At 50.6% G+C, this 22,249-nt stretch carries 16 protein-coding genes and 1 tRNA gene; 10 read left to right on the top strand and 7 right to left on the bottom strand.

Annotated features, from left to right (window positions below):
• The first annotated feature begins 282 nt into the window (after nt 1–282).
• Nucleotides 283–1,599, top strand: coding sequence for a glutamate/aspartate:proton symporter GltP (gltP, locus tag M495_RS01225; protein ID WP_041414125.1), 1,317 nt, complete (start codon nt 283–285; stop codon nt 1,597–1,599).
• A gap of 71 nt (nt 1,600–1,670) precedes the next feature.
• Here gltP and actS read toward each other — a convergent pair whose 3' ends face one another.
• Complete coding sequence (gene actS / locus M495_RS01230; protein ID WP_041414127.1) at nt 1,671–2,420, bottom strand: amidase activator ActS; 750 nt, start codon at nt 2,418–2,420, stop codon at nt 1,671–1,673.
• Nucleotides 2,421–2,630: 210 nt separating this feature from the next.
• Between actS and M495_RS01235 the strand changes: the two genes are divergently transcribed.
• The 6 genes from M495_RS01235 (at nt 2,631) to M495_RS25290 (ending at nt 8,346) form a co-directional block, all read left to right on the top strand.
• The gene (locus M495_RS01235) at nt 2,631–3,254 is read left to right on the top strand and encodes a DUF2238 domain-containing protein (RefSeq protein WP_020824863.1); all 624 of its coding nucleotides are present in this window, start codon (nt 2,631–2,633) and stop codon (nt 3,252–3,254) included.
• A 79-nt stretch (nt 3,255–3,333) separates the two neighbouring features.
• Nucleotides 3,334–4,080 carry a sulfite exporter TauE/SafE family protein gene (locus M495_RS01240; protein ID WP_041415160.1) on the top strand — a complete coding sequence of 249 codons (747 nt, stop codon included), beginning with the start codon at nt 3,334–3,336 and terminating at the stop codon, nt 4,078–4,080.
• Nucleotides 4,081–4,612: 532 nt separating this feature from the next.
• The gene (locus M495_RS01245) at nt 4,613–5,182 is read left to right on the top strand and encodes a fimbrial protein (RefSeq protein ID WP_020824865.1); all 570 of its coding nucleotides are present in this window, start codon (nt 4,613–4,615) and stop codon (nt 5,180–5,182) included.
• A gap of 11 nt (nt 5,183–5,193) precedes the next feature.
• The gene (locus M495_RS01250) at nt 5,194–5,721 is read left to right on the top strand and encodes a fimbrial protein (protein ID WP_020824866.1); all 528 of its coding nucleotides are present in this window, start codon (nt 5,194–5,196) and stop codon (nt 5,719–5,721) included.
• Nucleotides 5,722–5,790: 69 nt separating this feature from the next.
• A complete protein-coding gene (locus M495_RS01255) occupies nt 5,791–6,807 on the top strand; it encodes a fimbrial protein (protein ID WP_020824867.1) in 1,017 nt (338 codons plus the stop codon).
• Between the two features lie 624 nt (nt 6,808–7,431).
• Nucleotides 7,432–8,346: a fimbrial protein gene (locus M495_RS25290; protein ID WP_081667689.1), complete on the top strand. Its 915-nt coding sequence runs from the start codon at nt 7,432–7,434 to the stop codon at nt 8,344–8,346.
• A gap of 130 nt (nt 8,347–8,476) precedes the next feature.
• Here M495_RS25290 and torD read toward each other — a convergent pair whose 3' ends face one another.
• From torD to torC, 3 genes are read right to left on the bottom strand one after another with little or no spacing between them, the layout of a single operon-like run.
• Entirely contained in the window at nt 8,477–9,118 is a 642-nt protein-coding gene (gene torD / locus M495_RS01265; protein ID WP_020824870.1) for a molecular chaperone TorD, read from the bottom strand.
• 12 nt (nt 9,119–9,130) lie between these two features.
• The gene (gene torA, locus M495_RS01270; protein ID WP_020824871.1) at nt 9,131–11,665 is read right to left on the bottom strand and encodes a trimethylamine-N-oxide reductase TorA; all 2,535 of its coding nucleotides are present in this window, start codon (nt 11,663–11,665) and stop codon (nt 9,131–9,133) included.
• A 12-nt stretch (nt 11,666–11,677) separates the two neighbouring features.
• Entirely contained in the window at nt 11,678–12,841 is a 1,164-nt protein-coding gene (torC, locus tag M495_RS01275) for a pentaheme c-type cytochrome TorC (protein ID WP_020824872.1), read from the bottom strand.
• 134 nt (nt 12,842–12,975) lie between these two features.
• Here torC and torR point away from each other — a divergent pair, with 134 nt between their 5' ends.
• Entirely contained in the window at nt 12,976–13,671 is a 696-nt protein-coding gene (gene torR / locus M495_RS01280; RefSeq protein WP_041414129.1) for a two-component system response regulator TorR, read from the top strand.
• On the opposite strand, the gene torT is transcribed toward torR, so the two are convergent.
• Complete coding sequence (gene torT / locus M495_RS01285; protein WP_020824874.1) at nt 13,582–14,700, bottom strand: TMAO reductase system periplasmic protein TorT; 1,119 nt, start codon at nt 14,698–14,700, stop codon at nt 13,582–13,584. The genes torR and torT overlap by 90 nt on opposite strands.
• Before the next feature lie 81 nt (nt 14,701–14,781).
• Between torT and torS the strand changes: the two genes are divergently transcribed.
• Nucleotides 14,782–17,523, top strand: coding sequence for a TMAO reductase system sensor histidine kinase/response regulator TorS (gene torS / locus M495_RS01290; protein ID WP_041414131.1), 2,742 nt, complete (start codon nt 14,782–14,784; stop codon nt 17,521–17,523).
• A gap of 1,023 nt (nt 17,524–18,546) precedes the next feature.
• Complete coding sequence (locus tag M495_RS01295) at nt 18,547–19,950, top strand: WG repeat-containing protein (RefSeq protein WP_169534187.1); 1,404 nt, start codon at nt 18,547–18,549, stop codon at nt 19,948–19,950.
• 1,470 nt (nt 19,951–21,420) lie between these two features.
• On the opposite strand, the gene M495_RS01310 is transcribed toward M495_RS01295, so the two are convergent.
• Nucleotides 21,421–21,496, bottom strand: a tRNA-Phe gene (locus M495_RS01310).
• Nucleotides 21,497–21,655: 159 nt separating this feature from the next.
• Entirely contained in the window at nt 21,656–22,231 is a 576-nt protein-coding gene (dicD, locus tag M495_RS01315; RefSeq protein WP_020824878.1) for a division control transcriptional repressor DicD, read from the bottom strand.
• Between the last annotated feature and the right edge of the window lie 18 nt (nt 22,232–22,249).

The raw sequence follows: 22,249 nt of genomic DNA on the forward strand, positions 1-22,249 counted from the left end.
CTTAAGTCGTGCTCATCGCATAAAATTATGCTTTTAATAACAATAAATTATGCGTGTTTAAATTAAATACTGAATTCATTTCTGATTATATTTTACACAAAGCGTAGGTAAAACAAGGCTTGCAGAGCATGCCGTTCAGATGGTACAGATTTAAATAGCGTCGCACTAAGGGCAGGTGAACGCTGCTTTGTCATCAACATAAGCCTGTATTAAATGATTAAGTATTCTTTTCGGTGTATGGCCTTAAATATGCAGAAAAGAGTCTTTGAGGACTTTTTGGGTATGAAAAGTGTAAAAATCAGTCTTGCGTGGCAGATTCTTATTGCGTTAGCGCTGGGTATTATCGTTGGAGCGGTGCTTCATAATCAGACAGAATCAAGAGAGTGGTTAGTCAGTAATATTCTTAGTCCGGCGGGAGATATATTCATTCGCCTGATTAAGATGATTGTCGTGCCGATCGTTATATCTACACTGGTTGTCGGTATCGCCGGGGTAGGGGATGCGAAGAAGTTGGGTCAGCTCGGATTGAAAACCATTATTTACTTCGAAGTGATCACCACTATCGCCATCGTGGTGGGGCTGACGCTAGCTAATGTTTTTCAACCCGGTCACGGCATCGACATGTCGACGCTGACCGCGGTCGATATCTCGCAGTATGAAAAAACCACGGAGCAAGTACAAACGGGCTCGCATAGCCTGGTTGCCACTATCCTGTCGCTGATCCCGTCGAACATCTTCGCTTCGATGGCGAAGGGTGACATGCTGCCGATTATCTTCTTCTCGGTACTCTTTGGTCTTGGCCTGTCGTCATTGCCGAAAGAAACCAAAGAGCCTTTGTTGAAGGTGTTTAAAGCCGTTTCCGAAAGCATGTTCAAAGTCACTCATATGATCATGCGCTATGCACCGATCGGGGTATTTGGTCTGATTTCAGTGACGGTCGCCAACTTTGGCTTCGCCTCGTTGTTGCCTTTGGCCAAATTGGTGGCGCTGGTTTACTTCGCGATCGCCTTTTTCGCTTTGGTGGTGCTGGGTGCCGTTGCCCGCATCTGCAATCTGCGTATATGGACGTTGATTCGTATTTTGAAGGATGAACTGATCCTGGCCTTCTCCACAGCCAGTTCAGAAACGGTACTGCCGCGCATCATTGAAAAAATGGAAGCCTACGGCGCACCGAAGGCGATCACCAGTTTTGTGGTGCCGACGGGTTATTCCTTTAATCTGGACGGCTCGACGCTGTATCAGAGCATCGCCGCCATCTTTATTGCGCAGTTGTACGGTATTGAGCTGTCTCTGGGGCAGGAGATTGTCCTGGTGGTGACGCTGATGCTGACCTCTAAGGGCATTGCCGGCGTGCCGGGCGTTTCCTTTGTGGTGCTGTTGGCGACGCTGGGCAGCGTCGGGATCCCGTTGGAAGGTCTGGCGTTTATCGCCGGGGTTGACCGTATTCTGGATATGGCGCGTACCGCGCTGAACGTGGTGGGTAATGCGTTAGCGGTATTGGTGGTTGCGAAATGGGAGCACCAGTTCGACAGCAAAAAGGCGCGGGCTTACGAACAAGCGTTCTTGTCCGGCAAGGTAAAGCAGGTCAACGAGTCTTAACGGCTATTGCGCTTGTTTATGAAAAAACCCGCCTTGTGCGGGTTTTTTTTCGTTCATTTTCCACAGAGGAATTAACAGGAAGGTGCGGAACCTTGCGGTGGCAAGAAGCGCAGCGGATCCAGAGCGGTAGCGCGATAGCGTATTTGGAAGTGCAGCATGACCTTATCGGTACCTGTGCTGCCCATGGTGGCGATTTTCTGCCCGGCTTTCACTTCTTGCGCGTTGCGCACCAGCAGGGTGTTGTTATGCGCGTAGGCGCTGATGTACTCGTCATTGTGTTTGATCATAATCAGGTTGCCGTAGCCCCGCAGCTGGTTCCCCACGTACACCACTCGCCCTTTGGCTGCGGCAAATACCGGCTGCCCGCGGTTACCGGCGATATCAATGCCTTTATTGCCACCGTCGGCGGTAGAGTACTTGCTGACGATATTGCCCTGCGTTGGCCAACGCCAGCATTTGATGCTGCTGCGGATCGGTGGCGCAACTGCTGCAAGTTGGCCTGTCGATTTCGTTTTACGCGTTTTACCTTTCTGCGCCGTCGTATTATTCAACGCCAGCTTTTGGCCAATCTCGAGATTGTAAGGTTTGGGGATCTTGTTGCGTCGCGCCAGCTCGCTGACTTCGCTATTAGTGATCCAGGCAATATAGAACAAAGTATCACCGCGTTTAACGGTATAGGTGCTGCCGCTATAGCTGCCTCTGGCCAGGCTATCGTAATCGCGGTCATAGGTGTTGGACTTTTTCCCTGAACCACAGCCCATCAACCCAAGACAGACTATGCACACGGCAATCAGCCGCCATACAGCGAATGTGCTTCCCATACTCAAATGTCGTCCTTAAACGTCGTCGCTCTTATTAGTTATGCAGCCAGGCCGAGCCTGTGCGGCGGCATAGTGATCTTCATATAGTAACATCAACGGCTATGTGGTCAAAAAAGCTGCCTGGCGGTTTCACTGGACGGCGAAATATGCCGCCTTCATTTTGTCACTGTATAATAATGCGATAACTTTCACCGTCCTGGTAACTTCACCATGTCCCTCTTGTCTGCCCGTTATTTATTACCCACCGCCGCGTTGTTGCTGATTGCATTGCTGATTTACAGCGGTGTTAACCCTTATGATCGAGTGACCTGGCTGATGGAAGTCATGCCGGTTGTGGTAGCGCTGATAGTATTGTGGCTGACCCGGCGTCGTTATCCGCTCACTCCATTGTTGTATCAGCTGATTTTTCTCCACGCGTTAATTTTGATTTTTGGTGGCATGTATAGCTATGCGCGCGTGCCTGCCGGGTTTTATGTGCAGGAATGGCTGGGGTTGGGGCGTAACCCGTACGACAAGCTCGGGCACTTTTTCCAGGGGCTGGTTCCAGCGCTGGTGGCGCGGGAAATCCTGCTGCGTGGGGGCTATGTCCGAGGCCGGAAAATGTTGGGTTTCGTAGTGTGCTGCATTGCGCTGGCCATCAGTGCTGTTTATGAACTGATCGAATGGTGGGCCGCATTGGCGTTGGGACAAGGCGCCGATGAGTTTCTGGGAACACAGGGCGACCCATGGGATACCCAGTCTGACATGTTCTGTGCCCTGTTGGGGGCGGCATGGGGACTGTTGCTGTTCGGCCGTCGACAGGATCGGCAACTTGCTGGTTTAAGCGCGAAATAGCGTTCCTCCGTTTATCAACTAAAGTATTAGGTTTTAGCCTGCAGCTCGCTTCGGGGTAATGGAGTAGGCGGAAATGGATATGCAAGAAACCTTAACGCTCTCAAGCTATCTGGTACTGGCCGCCACCTTGCTGGTGGCCTATGTCATTTTCGGCATTGCCGGTTTTGGCTCGGCGTTGGTCGCCAGTCCGGTGATGGCGCTTTATATTCCGGTAGCGAAAATTGTTCCTTTGCTGGCGCTGCTGGACATGTGCGCGGCCATTGTTAACGTCAGCCGTGATGGTCGCAATGCACAATGGGCAGAATTAAAACGGCTGATCCCGGTGATGATTATCGGCAGCCTTGTGGGCGCGGCGATCCTGCTGAAAACCCGGCCGGATATTCTCTTGTTGGCGTTGGGTATTTTTGTGGTGCTCTATGCTCTCTATTCGCTCAGCGGTTTAAAACCCGATCGGCACTTTTCGCCCAAGGCTTCGGTGCCTTTTGGCCTGGTGGGCGGGATTTTCAGCGCATTATTCGGCAGCGGCGGCTTTATCTATGCCATCTATCTCAGCGGTCGTATTGAGAAGAAAGAGGCTTTCCGGATGACTCAAACCACACTTATCGGCATGAGTACGCTGACGCGGGTGGTTATTTTCACCTTTGCCGGTGTTTATCTGGACATTGATTTATTGCTACTGGCATTGGTGCTGCTGCCGGGGATGTTGGTGGGGATTACCCTGGGGCGTCATTTCACTTTGAAAATGTCACGTGAGCAATTCATGAAGCTAATCAATGTGATTTTGTTAGCCTCGGGTACCGTGCTGATGGTTAAGTACTTCAGTTGACATGCTGCCGGGGCGAGTGGCGACCGATCCCGCCTGCCATGTGGGCATTTTGCTCTGATTTTAGAGGATTAATTCAAATTTATAGGCTTTGTGTTCCAGGTTAGCGCTATCCTCGCTTAACTTAGCGTTTTCCTCTTGTTTAGATTAACTCTGCGATGCAAGGCATCGCAATATTAATTTATTTCTTTTATTGCAGGTTTATTCGTGTGAATTGACGCCATTATGAATAATTTTCTTTTTTCGCGGCTATCTGTGATGTAATATTTTCTGGTGATTTTGAGTAGGGGTAGAGTTTTTATTTAAGTGAATGGGTGTGTGCGATTTTTTATTTTTTTTCGATAAATCACCTTTCTAATGATTCTTTAATAGGTGTGTTCTTTCTTTTTTCATAATTTCTCATCCTGTCTTTCGTTAAATACCTATTTAAAATATACGAAGCAATTCAATTATTGAATTTATGAGGGCGATTATTTTTTTGCCCTTTATCGGGTTGCGAGCGCGATGGTTCACTGATGACTAAGGATGGAGCTTCATGAATAAACAGGCAATGTGGGAGAGGATATGGTCGGCTGAATGCCTGTCCAAATGCACCCGAGCCTTGCACCTGACCTTGGGGGGAGCGCTGCTGGTAGCCTGCGGTCTGTTTTTCTCCCCGCCGACGTTGGCCAAAATGGATGCGACCGACGTCAAAATCAATATCACCGGAACCGTGGTCGCCAATGGCCGCTGTAATTTCGCGGGTGGCAGCCCGATAACTGTGGAATACGGCGATGTATTTATCAGCGAAATTGTCGGCGACAAATATCGCCAACCATTGAATTACAACATCTCTTGTTCCGGAGATGCCGGTGGTAAAACCATCCAATTGCAACTGGACGGCTCCGGTGCGGATTTTGACGGCACCTTGTTAAGTACCAATGCGAAAGGCTTGGGTATCAAACTGCTACGGGACAACAACCCGATGGTGCCGGGACGTTGGTATGACCTTAACCCCTCTTCACCACCAAAGCTGGAAGGGGTTCTGGTGAAGCAAGGTGGTGCCGAATTTAATAACGGCCAGGAGTTCAGTGCCTCTGCCACCCTCAAGGTAGCTTACAACTAAGGATGCCTGGGATGACAACCAAACGATTACCGATTAGCGGCAAAATGTCCGCACTTTCTATGGCGGTGGTACTCCTCTTGAACAGCGCGATTATGACCGCGGCGAAGGCGGCCCAAACAGGCGACAGTAAACGAGTGAACTTTCACGGCACATTAAAGAAGAAGCCTTGCCATATCGCCAACGATCAGAACATTGACGTGTACTTCGAAAAAGTAGGGGTCAAGCGGGTGGATGGCCAACGCTATATGCAGCCGGTGCCCTATACCCTGAGCTGCGATGAGGTTGATCCATCCTGGATGTTAATGCTGTCAGTGCGGGGGATACCCACGGGGTTTGAGGACACCGCGCTGCAGACCAATGCGAATGGGCTGGGGATCCGTATCTTACAGGACGGCAAACAGATGCAGATTAATAAACCGATTGCCATTAGCTACGGCAGCCCGCCGATGCTGCAGGCAGTACCGGTACAGCAGAGTGGGGTGAAGTTGTCGGAGCAGACTTTCAGCGCTACGGCCACCCTGATGGCGGAGTATCAGTGAGAGACGGTTGTGAAAACATCACACTGGCTGGCAAGGGATTCTTAAAGTGTAGCAGGCAGGTAATCAATTATGATCACAGCACAGGCAGAGAAAAGCATTGTCTATGATATGCAACCCTCTTTCCGGTACGGGCGGAAATTATCTCCATTTGTAGGTTTTTTGGTTTGCATTTTGTGGAGTGGTAGCACGAGTGCATTTACCTGTTTTGGACCTGCTGGGCAATTAGGGTGGTCTGGTGGGGTTTCGAATATCAACGTGATAGTCGGGCCTAAACTTCATGAAGGGAAAAATACGATTGTTAATTTGGATGGGCAAGTTGCATGTCAAAATGATGTGCGCGATCCAAATTGGATCGATTATTTATGGGTAGACCCGGGTAAAGTCTCGTTAAACCCGGCCATTTTTAATGATCTAGCTGGTGGGATTACAGTATATGGTCGGGATTACGCCTTACCGACACCTGAGATAAAAATTTTTGAGCAAATAGGGTGGTTAGGCGCAGGTGTAACAAGGAAAGCAGTACCTGTTTCAATGTACTTCAACTTAAAAAGCGCTGGTTCGCAGTTGTATATCAAAAAAGGTGATTATCTTGGAGAGATAGGCTTGATTCAAGGACAAAATCAAAACTCAAATAGAGTACGTTATATCTGGCGTCTTTATGCATTGAATCAGATAGAAATTAACACCTCAAGCTGCTCTGTGAGCACCGGCGATCCCATCAATATCAGCTTTGGTGAGGTGGAACGTATGGATTTGAAAGTGTCCGGGACTGGAAATAACACAATAAAGAGATCTTTCGGTATTTCATGTACCGGCTCCGTTCCCGTGAACTTTAATATACGGATGAATTCTTCTCCGGCTACGTGGAACGGCGATGCGGTTCAGACCAGCAATAGCAATGTAGGTGTAGTCGTCCTTTGGGGAACGAATGTTATGACTAATGGCAGCACCCAGAGTTTAAGAGTCAATGGCAGTGCGACTACTACACTGAGTTTTACCCCGGTACGTCCAGCAAGTATATTACCAGAAAAAATATCTACAGGTGCTTTCACTGCTTCAGCTACCTTGATTTTATCCCAACAATAATTTATATCATTGCGATATACCATCGTTTTAATATTTAGATACCAAATAATTCCTATAAAAAAGGCCCGCAAGGGTTTTTTTTATAGGAACATCTGTCTACATATTCTTATGAATATGGTGTGTCAAACCTTACTCATCCCCGCTGATTAAAACTCGCAAAATTTCATCCTATATGGGTGCGATGACTTTCGTCAATGCTTTCAATGTATCACAGCAAAGTTCTCTAAGTTCGCCACGTTGCTGATTGTTAATTTAACTTGCGAGTTGTTACGATCTTAACTGTGGCTAATGCTGCTTGATGTGGCATTATCATCTTTGTTTTTAATTTATTGCGACGATAATAGTCGCAATATAAGAATGTATCTATCCTTGCAGGTCTATTAATTTGAATAGCTTTCAATGTGGGTAATTTTCTTTTGTTATCTTTATCTGCAATGTAGTATTCATAAGTGATATGGGTAGTTTGGCAATGGCTCTTGTTTTTATTTTAATTAAATTGATTTGATACGTCGTGTAGGTGAGGGTTCTGTATGCGTATTTAATAGATAACTATAAATTTTTACCCATATCGAGAACACCGTCGTTTGCAGTGTGTGGACTGGAACTAAGGGAAATAAGCTAACAATGAATACATGGAGAACGGTCATGTTGGGCTGCGCTGTCGCGTCGCTAATCATCCTATGCAGTTTTTATGTAAATGCGAGCCCATTGCTTGCACGCTGTACTGGCCCAGGTGGATATTGCAGCGCCGGTAGTGATGTCATTATTACCTATAACAATGGTGGTAACCTTTTAATAAACAAAAATCGGCGCTTTCCTGTCGTCCCTTCAATGGTTGTTGTTGGTTACTGTAATAAAAGTTCCGGCGGGCTGGCTGGTCATTGTGATTATATGAAAAGTACGGATATCGGAAGCAATATGGTAGACGGTAGCCACCCGTGGATAGAAACAGTTTCTATGGCTACTGGGACATTTCGTATGCCAGCCGTCACGGTGCCTGACCTGGGATACGGATATTGTGTGAGCGCGTGGGTTCGTCGCTCAGCAGGAACTGGAGATGCGCTCTCTTGGGGAGATAACTATTACTCTGACTCTGATTACGCACTCTGTTCCGGAGATGCTCCCCCGCCACCGCCGCCTAATCTTTGTTATGTTAATAGCGGAAACCCGGTTGAGGTAGCATTCGGCAATGTGGAGCGGATGGATATAGGCACTTCGCCAGGGGGCGCTTATGACAGACAAAAAGCGTTAACCGTAAATTGTATGGGGACAGGCACTCATGGCATCAACGTCAGGCTTAATATGTCGCCGACTAACTGGTCGTCGTCGCAGATTGCTACAAGCAACGGTACTTTGGGCGTGAGTGTATCGGCAGATGGCAAGACACTGAGTAATAATGACAGTTTTAACCTGTCGGTTAACGGTAGCACCACTTCAACGCTGACATTCTCACTGCTGCGCGATCCCAACAAAACGGCGACCGAGATTGCCACCGGTGCATTTAATGCGTCAGCATCGCTGATTGTGACGGAACCTTAGAAAGATTTAGGGTGGATATGATAAGGCGCTAACTGCGCCCGATTAAGAAAAGCAGCATCTGTGAAACGTCTTTCTGGCCGATGACGGCGGTGGCGCGGTTGGCCCTCAATGATGAGGGCCGGGTCGTGATTTACTGCATAGGCGTGCTGGCATCAAGGCGCATTAGTGCGAGCAGTAAGCCGCTGAGCGCGGCATAGAAACCAAAGTTATCGTTACTGCTGCAGCGTTGAGTAAACTCCGGCAGCCAACTCATGCAATGCACTAATGCTTCGCTACGCAGCTCTAGTAGCTCCCTGCGTTCATCCCCAGCTTCTGTTAACGCGAAATTAAGGTGACTTAACAGTTCAACAACCAGAGCTAAATGGTCTTCCGGTTCGCCAAAGGAATTCGCCACCGCCATGCCCGATTGTGCCAACAGCGCTTTCATTTGCGCGCTGGGTTCCTGCTTAAAACGCGAAGATTCCAACTGATAACAAGAGGAATAGGGTAACGCAGCGGATTTCTCCGTCATTAAGAACAGCCCGGCAAAGTCGGCGGCCAGTTCCAACCGGGCATCGGGCCGCTGCTGCAGAGTTTGGACTGCCTGTTTGAACTGGACTACCGGTGTCGTAAGCGCCGGGATGAGTTCAAGTACCGCCAACCAAGCAACCAGCTCAGGGCTGGTCAGTTCTGCAATCTGCACGTCGCTCAGCTCGCGGGCGAAACTGCCGGATAGCCAGGCATAGAGGCATGCGTAATGCGGGCTTTCCAACCCTGGAACCTGATCTTGCATAGAGCCTTCTCCTTACTGCGGCATGTTTGCTGGCGTCATCGATACATAGTCGCATCGAGCGACCATTTCGAACGGGCCATCAAACGCGGTAACGGGTTCGATTTTGCCATTAAAGCGTTCAATCTCAACGAGGGCCGTATGGGCGCTGGTCGCCTGAGCCAGTTCGGATGAGCCGATGTCCAACGTCAACACGTTTGGATTACCGTATTTGCACAGTGTGCCTGCCACGCCACCGCGTTCAGGATCGTACCAGGCACCTTCATGGATGCGGATCACGCCCGGCGAATAGCGATCTGAAACTACAGCGCCGGCTAAAACCTGGCCACGTGCGTTAAATACTCGTACAACATCGCCATTATTGATGCCGCGAGCAATAGCGTCCTGTGGGCTGATAAATACCGGCTCCTTGCCCGCGACGCTGTACTGCGCACGCAAGGTTTCAGATTCACACAGCTGTGAGTGCAGTCGGAAATCGGGATGCACCGACTGCAAATGCAGTGGATAGCTCGCTGAAAGCGGTCCGCCGTGTGAGCGTTCTGCTTTTTCAAACCACATTGGGTAACCTTTGCAGTTCTTATAATTCATATCGGCAATGCTCTTTGAGTAAATCTCGATCAGACCGCTTGGGGTACCTAAAGGCTCCAGGTCCGGATCTTGACGAAACGCCTGGTGACGCACGAACATTTCGGGATGATGGAACTCGACGTAGCCGTCACCATCCCAAAATTCATCGAATGCAGGCAAAGCCACGCCGCGTCCTTTGCCCTGGCGTGCGCCGTCCTGGTAGATACGTTTGATCCACCCCATTTCATCCAGGCCTTCGGTGAAATCACGTTCGCGATCGAACAGTTTGCAAAGTTCGCGCAGGATATCGAAGTCATTACGTGCCTCAAATTGCGGCGGTACCAGCTGTTTCATCGCGATAATGCCGCGATTGGAGTGGTTGCCAAACTGATCGAGATCGTTGCGTTCGAATTGCGTGGTGGCTGGCAGAACGATATCGGCAAAACGACAGGTTGAGGTCCACTGATTATCGATAGAAATGACGGTTTCCAGCTTCTGCCAGCCGGCAATCATCCGGTTAACCTGCTGATGGCGATGGAACGGGTTGGTACCTGCAAATACGCACATTTTCAGCATTGGGAGCTTGACGCGTTTGCCATTCCAATCGATCTCCTTGCCCGGGTCTAGCATGGCATCGATAAAGCGCGCGATCGGAATGGTACTGCTGTAACCTTTGAAATCCCCTTTGGCATAGCGTGCCGGTGTGTTGGTGGATCCCGAGAAACCGCTCAGGATCACTCCTTTGCGGCTTGGTGTGCCTGCGCCGTTGTAGTGCCAACCAAAACCGAACCCGCCACCAGGTAAGCCGATTTGGCCAAGCATCGCCGCCACCACTACCGTCATCCATGCCCATTGTTCACCGTGTTGCATGCGTTGCACACACCAGCCTGCAATGATTTGCGTACGGTTGGCTGCCATTTGGCGAGCCAGTGCCCGGATGATTTCGGCATCAATACCACACAGCGCCGATGCCCATTTGGCATCTTTGGGCTGGCTGTCCGTTTGGCCCAACAAGTAAGGGAGAAACTGATCGAAGCCAACGCAATAGGTTTTGAGGAAGTGGGCATCATGCAGATTCTCGCTGTACAGTGTGTGCGCCAGCGCTAATTGCAAGGGCACATCCGTTTGCGGGTTTATTGCTATATGCTGCACATGTTCGCGACCTAAAAACTCATGGGTAGATGACACCACAGGGTCAATGCTGACGACGTTGATTTCACCTTTGGCCGCCTTGGCCTTTAGCTCGGCGTAATACTCATAGACATCATGATCTGGGCACCACCAGTTGGCCTGCTGATTTTTGACCAGATCCGAGCCCCAGAGCACCAGCGTTTTGCTGTTTTTCAGCACCAACGGCCAGGAGGTTTGCTGTTCATATACTTCCATTGATCCCACGACCCGCGGCAAAATCACCTGAGCGGCACCGGTTGAATAGTCACCGCCGGTACCGACAGAATCTCCGTGCAGGGCCAGCGCCCGAGCCAGCATGCCCGCGGCATTGTGGAACATGCCGGTCGATTGCCAACCGGTGCCGGATAGCAGAGCAGACGGGCCGTAGGTTTTTTGCATCCGCTCAAGCTCTTGATAGAACAGGTTCAGTGCTTCATCCCAACTTACCCGCACAAAGCGGTTATCGCCGCGCTGGGTGGTATCACTCAAATGGCGTTTGCGCAGCCAGTCAATTCTCACCATCGGGTAACGGATGCGTGCTGTGCCATGAACGTGATCGGGCAGGCCCGCAATCATTTTTGAGGGATATTTATCCATTTCAAAGGGTTTGGCGGCGATAAACCGCCCGTCCATCACGGTGGCACGGATAGCCCCCCAGTGGGAGCCGGTCAGTATGCCTTCTTGCAGGCCACCCTGGGCCAGTGCGTTTTTGGGCACTAACAGCGAAGGACCAATCATGCCAATGGCCGTTAATCCGCCAAGCTGAGCCAGAAAGCGACGGCGGGACAAGCTGATATTCTGTGATGATTTCATGTGCATTCTCCCTTAGTGTTTCTGGTCTGCGCCGCCGGTATCGGAAGCATTCATCTGCAAATACTTCAGCAAGGTGCGTTCTTCGCGCTTATCAAGGCTGGTAAAGCCCACCATGCCGTTCAGCGTTCCGATCCAACCGTTGGCATCAAAGTGCGCAATGTCAGGGGCACCGTGACACTGGTTACAGGTGCCGGTGTACAGTGCGCTGGTGTAGGCCCAGATAGGCTTGATATCGTTGACCAGATCGCCTTTTTGTACCCATGCGGTAGTTTGCAATTTGCTCCACTCCGCACCGGTGGCGGCTACCGTGGTTTTTTCAAGCGTTTGGGCGTGTTTTTGCACTTCATCACGAATGGACGACACAAAAATGCGTTTGCCAGGCAGCAGCGACAGTACGCGTTGGCGCCCCTCGGTTTCTGTCCAACCCACGATTTGCACTTCGAGCCAATCGCCGTCACGTTTTAAGACCTTAACTTCTGAGGCCGGCAGCAGTGAGCCAGCCGGTTCTTTATCGCCTTTGGCCGCGTAGATAGGTTTCATGTCCAACGTATACAGCGTGTTGCCGTCGCTGTTTTCGTCGGCGCGCAGGCGCATATCTTCAAACTGTTTGCGGAAACCGCTACTCATGTCCGGCAGTTGGTGAGCAATCCCCTTGTGACAATCAACGCAAGACTGATTGTCTTTCGCTGCGATGCTCATCTGTTTGGCCGCTTCCGGGTGCTGCTTGCTGTGCTCCATGGCTTCGTAGTTATGGCAGGAACGGCAGCCGACGGAGTTGTTGTCTTTCATGCGCTTCCATTCGCGCTTGGCCAGCTCGGCACGTTTCGCTTCGAATTTTTCCGGGGTATCGATCGAATGAGCAATAAAGTTTTGATAGAGATCGTTGGCTGCTTCCAATTTGCGCCACAGCATGCCCGGAACATCCGGTGGGATATGGCAGTCACGGCATTCTGCGCGTACGCCGGACGCATTTTTAAAGTGAACGGACTGTTTATATTCTTGATATACCGGCTGCATCGCATGACAACTGACGCAAAATTCCGTATTGCTGGTCAGCTTAATGCCAGCGTGCGGCACGATGATGATGGCCAATCCGAGAATACAACCGATCCCTAACAGTGCCAGCACTGACCACTTGGCACTGGGCCGTGTCAGTTTTCGCCAAAGTTTGCTCATAAATAAACCTTCTCGTTATTATGGGTACTCCTTTAGTAGGATATTGAGTAAATATGAACGGGGTCACGGGTCTGGATGAATGGAATAAGTCAGAATATGAATGGATATGAACAGACTGGGGCGGGAGTGAAATCATGAGCCATCACATTGTTATCGTTGAGGACGATCCGGTTACGCAAGCGCGCTTACGTGATTATTTTGTTCATGAGGGCTATCAGGTTTCTGTGGCTGAAAGTGGCGCGGGGCTGAAGGAAATTATGCTGCTTCAGCCGGTGGATTTGGTGCTGCTGGATATCAACCTGCCCAATGAAAATGGTTTGTTGTTGACACGAGCCCTGCGTGAACGTTCAAACGTCGGCATTATTCTCGTTACTGGGCGTTGCGATCAGATTGATCGGATTGTAGGGCTGGAGATGGGAGCGGATGACTATGTGACCAAACCACTGGAGTTGCGTGAGCTGGTGGTGCGGGTTAAAAACCTCCTGTGGCGCATCGATCTTGCCAAAATGCCTGCCAGGCAGGGGCAGCAGGAGAACTGCTATCTGTTCGCCGGGTATTGCCTTAATCCTTCCCGGCATACGCTGGAGTGTGAGGGGGAGCAAATTCGCCTGACTCGGGCTGAATATGAAATGCTGTTGGCCTTTATCACCAACCCGGGCACGGTATTGAGCCGTGAGCGGCTGTTACGGATGTTGTCATCCCAGCGGGTGGAACAGCCGGATCTCCGTACCGTGGATGTCCTAATTCGCAGATTGAGAAACAAACTGAGTCACGAACTCTTTGTCACTCGGCACGGGGAGGGTTACTTCCTGGCGGCCGAGGTCAGCTGACGGAAACAGGTACACCGGACGAAAACCCAGGGGAGAAAGGGACAACTTTACCTTCTCTGGGGTGATATTCGCCGGCGTCAGCAGCAGGATTTGCGGGCTGATATTATTTTCCACGCTTTGTTGCTGCAAAACTCTGATGGCTTGATCGATAGCCAGCTCACCCTGAAGCACCATCTGGTCACTGACCGCCATGATTATTCTGTTTCGTTTAAGTCCCCGATACACCTGATGTGACAGATAAAAAGAGACAATCCCCAAGGGATGAGGGCGATTGCGCGCCTCCCCCATGGCCACTTGCGCGGCGATGGCGTTCCCCGCGACCAGATTGATTTCAGGGTGTTTTTCCAACATGTCCTGCAACAAATTACGTTGGATCTCTACGTCATTATCGCCATAAACCACATCGACTATCTGTATCGAACTGCCTTCAACTGCGGTGCGAAACCCGTCGATCATTTCCTGGCTACCGCCTGCATCTTTTGGCCCAGGCATCAGCAGTACATTGAGTGAAGGGTGAGGGGGATGATCGATCAGGTATCGGCCGGGTTGGTAACCCATTTGAAACCAGGGTACGCCCACCCGGGAGCGGGTAGCCGCAAAGTTCAGCTCATTCACTACGGCAATCACCGGCGTGTCGCCAACGGAAGCCGCCAGATCGGGGAATTGAGCCAGGCTGCTGCCAAGCAAAATCGCATCGGCCTGCCATTGGCGACAGAGCGTTAATTGCTCGCGCTGGGCTTCAAGCTGCGAATACCCGCCGGCTTCAAATATCTTCAGCGTCACATTGGTGCGTTGGGCTTCCTGCACCATGCCGTAGTTGATGGAGAGCCAGTAAGCGTCTTTCAGACTGGGATAGAGGGCGCACAGTTTCCAACGACGTTCCGCCTGCAATACTGGCGTGGCGGCAGTTGGCTCAGATTGACGCTCGTTTAGCCAGCGCACCAGAGGGGCCGGTGAGACCGCCAATGCCGAACAGGTTATCGTGCCGCAGAAAAACGATACAAGAAAACGGAAAATCGCGTTGCGCATAATAGCCTCATAATTAATAAGCCTTTATGCTAGAGGTTTCGTCACTGATAAAACAACTTTAATTTCATCATCAGGATACCTATGGGGCACCCTTCGTTAACACGGCGACTTTGGTTGGCTTTTTTGCTGATGGCAGGGTTAGCGTTGATCAGTTCGTTGATAGGCTGGTTGGGCTTTCGCTTTATTGGCGAAGTCGAACAAAACAATACCCGGTCAGTGATCCCAACGATGAATATAGCTCGTCAACTCAGCGAGGCCAGTGCTTACGAATTGTTTTCCGCTCAAAGCCTGACGAATGCCGATACGCACGCAGATTGGATCGAGCAAGGGAAAATGCTCACGGTACAAAGTTTGCGTATCAGCCGGCTCTTGGAACGTTTACGCAGTCAAGGATTTGATACGGCGGCGATAGAGCAACAGGAGTCCGACATTACACACAGTTTAGGCCTGCAGGGCGAATTGGTGGGCCGGCGCCTGGCATTGCGCAAGCAGCAACGCGATCTTTCCCGTGAAATTATGGATGCGGCGGCCCGCATTGCCGAGTTGGCCAAAGGGCAGTTAAACAATGCTGCAACTGCCGCAGGCGTCACGCAGGCAGGGATTTACGATTTGATTGAGCAGCATCGCAATCATGCCGCAGAGCAGGCATTGGATCGCCTGATTGATATCGATTTTGAATACCAAAACCAAATGGCGGAGCTGCGGCTTAATGCGATACAAATTGAGCATCTGATTTTGCTGTTGGAGAAGCAACTTGCCGAGCGTGCGCCAGCCGAATTAATCTCCCGTATCGGCAGCTACGTTCGCATTCTCCAGCGCAGGCAAGAGCGCGTCGAAGATCCCCTCACCAGCGAGAAGATAGCGCGTGAATTGCAGACTCTGACACGTTATCAACAGCTTGCGACACTGTATAAGCGGGAAAGGGATATCCGCGCGCAGCTTCAGGCACTGTCACAAAACAACCTGGATATGTTTACTCGTTTCAGTGCTGAAATCAGTCGTCAGGTCGGTGATATTGAACGGCGCAATAGTCAGGCGTTAGAGACCCTTCGACAGGCTCGAGAAACGGGTAAGTTCTGGCTGATTATCTTGAGTTTGTTTTCGTTGGTGGCACTGTCGCTAATCTTGTGGCGCGTGGTTTGGCATTCGGTGACGTTGCCATTGGCGAAGCAAACCGCAGCTTTGCAAAGGTTATTGGAGGGCGATCTCAACTCTCCCTTCCCCGCAACATCCGGCGTGCGTGAATTAAATACCATGGGGCAGTTGATGGAGGCTTTCCGCGCAAATGCCGACGCCCTGCAAAATCAGCGGCAATATCTTGCGGCACAAGTTGAATTACGTACGGCCGAATTGGAAGCAATGGTGGTAGAGCACCATCAGGCTCGTGCTGAGGCGGAAAAGGCCAACCGGGCTAAGTCGGCCTTTTTGGCCGCAATGAGCCATGAAATTCGAACCCCGTTGCACGGTATTCTGGGCACGGCTCAGCTGTTGTCGGAACAGCCGCTATCGCTAAAGAACCTTTCCTACGTACAGGCGATCAATGACTCCGGTGAGAGTCTATTGGCGATCCTCAACGATATTCTGGATTATTCAGCGCTAGAGGCGGGTAAGGGCAGCGTGACGCTCAACGACGAGGCATTCGACCCACGTCAGTTACTGGCGAGTATCATGAGGTTAATCTCCGGGCGGGTACGTCATCGTGAGATTACATTGGTTCTCACTTGTGCTGATGAATTGCCGCAATGGCTGAAGGGTGATCCGCGGCGTATTCGCCAAATTGTGATGAATTTGCTGGCTAACGCCCTGCGTTTCACCGATCAAGGCCGGGTGGAGATTCGCTGCCATATTGATGGGCCGCGCTGGCAAATTGACGTTGCAGATACGGGGTGTGGCATTGCCGGTGAAGCACTGGCACAGATTTTCAAACCCTTTGTACAGCTGACGGCCAAGCGCGGTGGCACCGGGCTGGGATTGGCGATCAGCCGGGGGCTGGCGGAGGCACTGCAAGGCAGCTTAAGCGTCAACAGCACGCCGGGAAGCGGCAGTTGCTTTTCACTGAATCTGCCGCTGGTTGTTGCAGCCACGCCAATACAGCATCGGGCAGAAGAACGAACGGATCTTTCGGGTTACCGTCTGCTGCTGGTGGAAGATAACTTGGTCACCCAGCGTATTACTGCCGAAATGTTGCTGTCTTGCCATGCCATGGTTGAGGTGGTTGGCGATGGCCAAAGCGCATTGAACCTATTGGCAGTTGATGGCGCATTCAGCGGTGTACTGGTGGATTTGGATCTGCCGGATATGGACGGTGTGACGCTCTCTGGGCTGATTGCTGCGTTGCAGCCACAGTTACCCCTTATTGGTTTCAGCGCCCATGTTGCCGACGAAACGTTAAGGCTCCGCGTCGGCGAAATATTCTGCGGATTGATACAAAAGCCTATCGCCTGTGCAGCATTAAGCCGACTGATTGAGCACTATTTAACAGCAGAAAAACGCCCGATGCGGCTCGCTCCCAGTTTGGATTTCGTTCAGCTAACGCAGGATATGGCGGTGTTCGGTAAAGAGAAAATCAGCGAGTGGCGAGACTTGTTCGTAGAACATGCCTTGTTATGGGTTACTGAGCTTGAACAGGCCAGCGAAGCGGGCGATGTGCGCAGAGTTGTGCATTTGGCACATAAACTAAAAAGCAGCTGTGCCAGTTTGGGCATGCAGCGTGCGGTTGAGGCCTGTTCCGAGCTGGAGCAGACACCGGATAAATTGATTCCGCTGCGTCAAATCCTCACGGAGGAATTGACGCAGCTTTCGGCCTGGCTCGATGCGCAATAAGGTCGTGCCTTATCCCAGAAAGCAAAAAATCCAGCTATAGGCAGTTTTTTTAAATAGGGGTCATGATTATACGTTATCAAGTTTGAGTAATAATCTGTACTGGCTAGCTGAAGGTTCAACTTTCGGCCAGACTTCTATTTCATACCAGATATCTGCCCAGGGTCACCAGCGGCGTGGTTTCGAGGGGGCGAGATAATACAAAGGATTCACAGCGCTTGCTATCATGTTATTGATAATTGACAGCATCTGTAATTAAAAGACGATTAAATCGGTGTTTTGCTGCCAATGTGATCCTCGATAGCTATTTGTGCTAACCGATTTTGATAAAAGAATGTTTTTAAGTGGCTTTAGTGTGGCAACTGTATGAATGATAAATTAATGTCTCTGGATTTAAAAAAGTAATGTATTAGGTTCGTTTAGTTGATGACAAGGTATTTTTTGATCATCATACCTGCGGACGGTTTATCTACAAAAAATGTTGCGCACCCAGAAGCTTGAACGGCGGTTGAAAGAATTAATAAATAATCGGCTAGCCATTTACAGTGGGTTCACCGTTTTTATCGTAAGTTTCACACTGCCCCTGAATAAGGCACAAAAGTGTGAATGTCCGATAGCTATCATAATATTTTTTTCTCATTTCGGATTTCCCCTGTATCTATTCTTTTTGAGCTGGTTTATTAATAACAATCAGGCGGCAAATTATGAATGTTCATTGCGCCTTTTCCCCAGTCGAGCTTAATTCGCCACGTTAATACTTTATAAGGACTATTTCAACGACATGTATCGTCACCTTTCCCCCGTTTGTTATTTGTTGCCAGCCTGGCCGTGCTGCTCAGTGCCTGCTACTCCGATGGCAAGTCAGCCGATCAAACGCAACAACCGAAAGTCCCTGCCCCGCAACCATTTAACAGCGCCATATGTGTCAACGACAGTTGTGCCGTAATAGACCAGACGGCTGCGTTGCTGGTGCCATTTGATAGCGATCAGTATGACGCCTACGCCTCATTCCCCATGAACGACACCATGCTGCTGCAACAAGGCAACACATGGCAGTTGGCCGACGTCAAGACTAAGACGCCGATCAAGACGCTGGGTGAGAACATATATGACCTTGTACCCGGTTACTTCGCCTTCACCCATGACGGCAAGGTCGGGGCCATGGACTATCACGGCAACGAAGTGCAGCCCGCGCGTTACGACGATATGTTTTCCGTCCGCGACGGCCAGTACATTGGTTATGAGTTGAACGGCAAGAATGGCATCCTTGATGTTCACGGCAAGCACCTCACCGATGCGCTCTATGACTCCTTGACTTTACGCCAGGATTTCTCCAAACGTGGAGGTCTCGTCATAGGCAAGCGTGGAAACCAGAACTGGATCATTAACCTCAAAGACGGTTCGCAGAAAAAGGCCGATTACAGTGAAATAGGCGAGATGCAGGACGGCCATATGGTAGTGACTTCGCCCGATTTCAAGAGCAAAGGACTTATCGATGCCAGCGGTACACTCACTATACCTGCCAAGTACAACTGGTTAGGTATACCCAGCGAAGGCTTGGTGAGCTTTCGCGAAAAGTATGACAGCTCCTGCGGTTACATGGATTACACCGGCAAGATAGTGATCGAGCCACGCTTTGCCGACTGTATGCCTTTCAGCAAGAAAGGTGCGTTTGCCAAGGCCAGCGGGGGTGTCAACCGGGACAACTCCAAGTATGGCGTGATCGATCGTAGCGGCGCATGGATGATGCAACCCACCTATGACTATGCGCAGAAGGCAGGCCTCGGCACGTTGGGCATGATCAACTACGTACCGGGCTATGCCTCTGTGTTCAAGAAAGAGTCGACGTTCTCGTACACCGCTGGCATCTATGACCTGAACAACGGTCGCGAGTTGGTGCCCACTACCTACAAGCAGGTGGGCGTGCTTACGCCGGATCGTTTCGTGTTCAGCCGCGTTGATACACCGATGATCACCGTGACCATGTTGGGTCAGAGCGAATTGATTCCCGCCGTAGGTGTAATGGATGCCGCTGGTAAAGTGCTGGCTAAGCCGGAGCAGTTCATAAACATCAAACTCGATGAGAGCGGCCACTACTTGCGCGCGATTGACGGCCTGAACAAGAAGAGTCACGTAGCGCTATTGAATCTGGATGGTAAGCAGTTGATTGCCCCCGAGTGGCAGGAACTCGTCATCGACAGAGATCGCAATGTTGTCTTTGGGTACGACCAAGTGGGTGAAGGTGACAACGCCGTGAGAATGCTGCGTGCGGCCTACGACCTTCAGGGTAGGCCACTGTTCGCTATCAAGCATACCCATTGTGGCGCGGAACAATTGGTAGCCGGCAACGGTAAAGTGATCTGGCCAGTCGATCCTACACCTTATTGCCCGGTGGAGGAAACACAGGCCCAGGCTTCGAAGGCCGACTGAGTCCACGCGAGGTCGCTCTGCGTGGGGGCATGGCGGTACTGGCGCCGGGCAACATCGATTGTTCAACCGGCGCCAACTTAAACGCCCACGGGGATTTACAAAACTCGTTTTTAAATTGGTCAGAATTAAAAATAATTTATGGTTGATTTTTCGTGCTTTCTCGCGACTTTCAAACAGTTATTTAGGCGTTGAGATAAAAACTGAAAGTGTGTGTATCCATTGTCCCGAGCTCTCCAAGTCGCAGTCACGAAACTTCAACCTTTTGATCTATCAGTTCAAATGATGGTATTTCCATATTATTAACTCGGTGGACTACCAAAATAGTGTTGATGAGGTTTGCTGGTTTTTATTAAGTCGTGGGATCGAAGACAGGCGAATCATCTCCATTAAAGATCAGACATATCACTCCCGTGGCTAAGATTAGTGAACCAGGTTCCTTGTGCCATACCGAGTACATTCTCAAAAATCTGGATAAAGCATCAATTCCGGAAATTCGTTTTAAAGTATCGCGACACATGGTTGATATTGCCCCTAAGACAAGCCACTTTAGCAACTTCCGCTCTTGGCACATGCAACGGTCATAGTTTTCTTTAAGTGCAGGAGATGTGTCAATGCACGCCCATACTGTTTGCCAGAAGTGGCTGCGTCTATGCAAATAAAGCTCAGGTAAATGCAGAAGAGGGCCTGGCCAGATTCACTTGTTTCACATATCTGAAAGAGAGAGATGAAGCGAGTTTCCTAAGACCGGACAAAGATCGGATGCAGCCTGTCTTGATGATTTACCCAAAATATACACATCATGATGGGAATAATGGTTATTGGCAGTTTATAGCCGACCAGCTAAAGCCATAGAGACCGCAGGGGAGGGACACTAAAGAGAAATGCTCTGGCTGGATGGAAGAAGCAGGGTAGTGACTTCAGCGATCAACGCGACCAGAGATCTACCGAAACCCCAGAAAGCAAAAAACCGCCATAGGCGGGTTCTTCTAAATAGGGTGCCCGGACTCGGACAACAGGCGCTTGCGCCGGATTGAGCAACGCTTTAGCGTTGGCTCGCAGGGTGAGGCCTTTGGCCGAAAAATCGAACTTGTTCGATGAAGAGTCCTGTCTCAGAAAGCAAAAAAAACCGCCATAGGCGGGTTCTTCTAAATAGGGTGCCCGGACTCGGACAACGGGCGCTTGCGCCGGATTGAACAACGCTTTAGCGTTGGCCCGCAGGGTGAGGCCTCTGGCCGAATAATCGAACGTGTTCGATGAAGAGTCCTGTTTCAGAAAGCAAAAAACCCGCCATAGGCGGGTTCTTCTAAATAGTGGTGCCCGGACTCGGACAACGGGCGCTTGCGCCGGATTGAACAACGCTTTAGCGTTGGCCCGCAGGGTGAGGCCTCTGGCCGAATAATCGAACTTGTTCGATGAAGAGTCCTGTTTCAGAAAGCAAAAAACCCGCCATAGGCGGGTTCTTCTAAATAGTGGTGCCCGGACTCGGAATCGAACCAAGGACACGGGGATTTTCAATCCCCTGCTCTACCGACTGAGCTATCCGGGCAACGCGCAGCATTAAACCGTATTGGCCGAAGTCAGTCAACGGCTTTGTGAACGAAATAAGGCAAAACGCGTCCGGTTGCTGGCTTTTCAGTCAAAGGGAGCAAAAAAAGCGCGAGATGGGCGTAAAGTACCGTGGTTGCGCTCGCCGCCACGGTGTCATTCAGCTTAATGCGCCATTTCTGCGGCACTGAGCGACCTGCAAGATGTCTTCCGCCAAGCGCTTGGCAACGGATACGTCCTGGAGCTGACGTTTTATCAGCAGTTTGCTGAGGCAGCCCTCTTGGATCAGTTCCATCTGCTGCGCCACCATATCCGCATCGTCGGCGTCCATTTCTCGCAGCAGGTCACGGGTCAGTTCCAGCGAAGTCAGCTTCTGCTGCTCGGCCAGTTGGTGGATAGGGTGATCTACCTCAGGGAAGAAGCTACAGGCGGCAATAAACAGGCAGCCGGGATAGCGATCGTGTTGTACGTACTCTGCCAGCACGTCGTAGCGTGCCAGCAATTTTTGCTGTGGGCTCAGGGCTTCGTCCAGCAGCAACTGACGACGCCAGGTGTCAATTTGCTGGCCATGATAGCGCAGGCAGTCATACAGCAGCGCTTCGCGATCCGGCCAGAAGCGTTTAAGATCGCTCGGCTGTACGTCGAGTTTTTCTGCCAGCATTTCTAATGTGGTGGTTGCCAGGCCCTGTTGTTCCAACAGACCCAGTGCCGTATCAAGAACTTGTTCGCGTTGCACTTGTGCTCCCTCCAAATT

The sequence above is a fragment of the Serratia liquefaciens ATCC 27592 genome, from assembly GCF_000422085.1.
Taxonomy (GTDB): Bacteria; Pseudomonadota; Gammaproteobacteria; order Enterobacterales; family Enterobacteriaceae; genus Serratia; species Serratia liquefaciens.

Excerpts from the sequence above, each read along its gene's own strand:
- M495_RS01245 (WP_020824865.1), top strand. The coding sequence starts at position 4,613 with ATGAATAAACAGGCAATGTGGGAGAGGATATGGTCGGCTGAATGCCTG.
- M495_RS01255 (WP_020824867.1), top strand. The coding sequence starts at position 5,791 with ATGATCACAGCACAGGCAGAGAAAAGCATTGTCTATGATATGCAACCC.
- torT (WP_020824874.1), bottom strand. The coding sequence starts at position 14,700 with ATGCGCAACGCGATTTTCCGTTTTCTTGTATCGTTTTTCTGCGGCACG.
- M495_RS01240 (WP_041415160.1), top strand. The coding sequence starts at position 3,334 with ATGCAAGAAACCTTAACGCTCTCAAGCTATCTGGTACTGGCCGCCACC.
- M495_RS01250 (WP_020824866.1), top strand. The coding sequence starts at position 5,194 with ATGACAACCAAACGATTACCGATTAGCGGCAAAATGTCCGCACTTTCT.
- torS (WP_041414131.1), top strand. The coding sequence starts at position 14,782 with ATGGGGCACCCTTCGTTAACACGGCGACTTTGGTTGGCTTTTTTGCTG.
- torD (WP_020824870.1), bottom strand. The coding sequence starts at position 9,118 with ATGCAAGATCAGGTTCCAGGGTTGGAAAGCCCGCATTACGCATGCCTC.
- torR (WP_041414129.1), top strand. The coding sequence starts at position 12,976 with ATGAGCCATCACATTGTTATCGTTGAGGACGATCCGGTTACGCAAGCG.
- M495_RS25290 (WP_081667689.1), top strand. The coding sequence starts at position 7,432 with ATGAATACATGGAGAACGGTCATGTTGGGCTGCGCTGTCGCGTCGCTA.
- torA (WP_020824871.1), bottom strand. The coding sequence starts at position 11,665 with ATGAAATCATCACAGAATATCAGCTTGTCCCGCCGTCGCTTTCTGGCT.
- torC (WP_020824872.1), bottom strand. The coding sequence starts at position 12,841 with ATGAGCAAACTTTGGCGAAAACTGACACGGCCCAGTGCCAAGTGGTCA.
- actS (WP_041414127.1), bottom strand. The coding sequence starts at position 2,420 with ATGGGAAGCACATTCGCTGTATGGCGGCTGATTGCCGTGTGCATAGTC.
- M495_RS01295 (WP_169534187.1), top strand. The coding sequence starts at position 18,547 with ATGCTGCTGCAACAAGGCAACACATGGCAGTTGGCCGACGTCAAGACT.
- gltP (WP_041414125.1), top strand. The coding sequence starts at position 283 with ATGAAAAGTGTAAAAATCAGTCTTGCGTGGCAGATTCTTATTGCGTTA.
- M495_RS01235 (WP_020824863.1), top strand. The coding sequence starts at position 2,631 with ATGTCCCTCTTGTCTGCCCGTTATTTATTACCCACCGCCGCGTTGTTG.